The organism is Gordonia lacunae (assembly GCF_002149015.1).
Taxonomy (GTDB): domain Bacteria; phylum Actinomycetota; class Actinomycetes; order Mycobacteriales; family Mycobacteriaceae; genus Gordonia; species Gordonia lacunae.
In genome coordinates this window covers 1-1,522 of sequence record NZ_NGFO01000081.1, presented here as the reverse complement: position 1 = coordinate 1,522, position 1,522 = coordinate 1, and the positions used below count along the sequence as shown (strand labels likewise).

The 1,522-nt window shown below is 64.2% G+C and carries 1 protein-coding gene; it reads right to left on the bottom strand.

Going from position 1 to position 1,522, the window contains the following annotated elements:
- Positions 1 to 28 precede the first annotated feature (28 nt).
- On the bottom strand, positions 29 to 1,246 hold the full coding sequence (locus tag CA982_RS26205; protein WP_086537963.1) for an IS110 family RNA-guided transposase: 1,218 nt from the start codon (positions 1,244 to 1,246) through the stop codon (positions 29 to 31).
- Positions 1,247 to 1,522 lie beyond the last annotated feature (276 nt).

The window sequence follows — 1,522 nt, the reverse complement described above, 5'->3', positions numbered from 1 at the left end:
CACGAAGACATCCCAGGGGTGCAAGGTGTCAAGCGGCGAGGTTGGTGCGGTGGTGCCAGGCGGTGTGTTCGTTGTAGAGGGTTCGGTGGGTGAGGCAGCCGTGGAGGATGCCGACGAGCCGGTTGGCGACCGCGCGTAGTGCTTGGGTGTGGGACTTCTTCTGGTCGCGGAGATTGTCGTAGTAGGCGCGGGCGCCGGGGCTACCGGTCAGCGCGCCTTGGGCCATGCACGTGGCGGCGGCGTTGAGTCGGGTGTTGCGGATATGGCGGGCCAACACGACGTGGCCTTTGCCTGAGGCGATGGTTCGTGGTGAGGTGCCGGCGTAGTTTCTGCGAGACTTGGCGGTGGCATAGCGTTCGGGGTCATCCCCGAACTCGCCGAGCATCCGGGCGCCGGTGATGTCACCGACTCCGGGCATGGACAGGTAGATCTCGGCGTCCGGATGCGCTTTAAAAGACTGGGCCATAGTGGTTTCTAGTTGGGTGATCTGGGTGTTGAGAGCGGCCAACATTTCCACGGTCGCGGTCACGGTCGCGGCATAGGCTGCGGTGAGCGCCGCAGGTGCGTCCAGGTGGCCGCCACCACGTAGGGCCTGCTGGATGTCGCGGGCACGATGGTCGATATTGCGTTGGCGGCCACCTTTTTTCAGAGCCGACCGGATCGCCGCGACTGTCAGTGCCGCCCCTCGTTGTGGAGTGGGGGCGCGGCGCAACACGCTCAGACAATCCCGGTGGGCGAGGTCGCCGCCGAAAGCATCGATCGCGGCCGGGTAGTAGGCGCCGAGTTGGGAGCGCAGCACATTCTGTTGTGCTGAGCGCGCCCACACCAGGTTCTGATGGGTGCGGGCCATCACTGTGATCGCTTCGGCGGCGACCGTGTCGGCGGCGACGAGGCGATGGTTGTGTCGGTCGGTGCGCACCAGATCAGCCAGGGTTTTCGCGTCAGCCTTATCGGATTTGGTGCCCCCGACATGGTGGCGGTCGCGGTACCGCGACACCGACAACGGGTTGATCGCGAACACCTGATAGCCCGCGGCGACCAGGGCGGTGACCCACATGCCGTGATCGGTTTCGATCCCGACCACCACCTCGGTGGGATCCTGCACTCTCTGGGCGAGTAGTTCGTGCATCGCGGTCGCACCGGTAGCGTTCGCGGGTAGTCGGCGGGTGGCCAGGGTGGTGCCGTGCTCATCCATCACGCACACGTCGTGATGATCTGATGCCCAGTCGTTGCCCACAAAGATCATGACACTCGTTCACCTCGTCTTCGGTCGTCTCGACGATCTCGATGTGAACCTTCGGGAGATCACCCTGACGCGGCCTAATGGATCAGTGCTCACCCACACCTTCAGGGGGCACGACATCCCAGAAGCGTTCTAGCGGGTGATCCTCACCCGGCCGGGCCACGGTCTTCGTCTAGAAATCCAACACACCGTTTCAGGGTCCGGCAGTGGTCACCGACCGGGAAGGCTCACACGACCAGCATCCCCCAAAAGAGAGCCGATCCACCCCCATTAGGGTCC

What these genes read in the sequence shown, in the direction of transcription:
- CA982_RS26205 (WP_086537963.1), bottom strand. Translation starts at nt 1,246, where the DNA reads ATGATCTTTGTGGGCAACGACTGGGCATCAGATCATCACGACGTGTGC.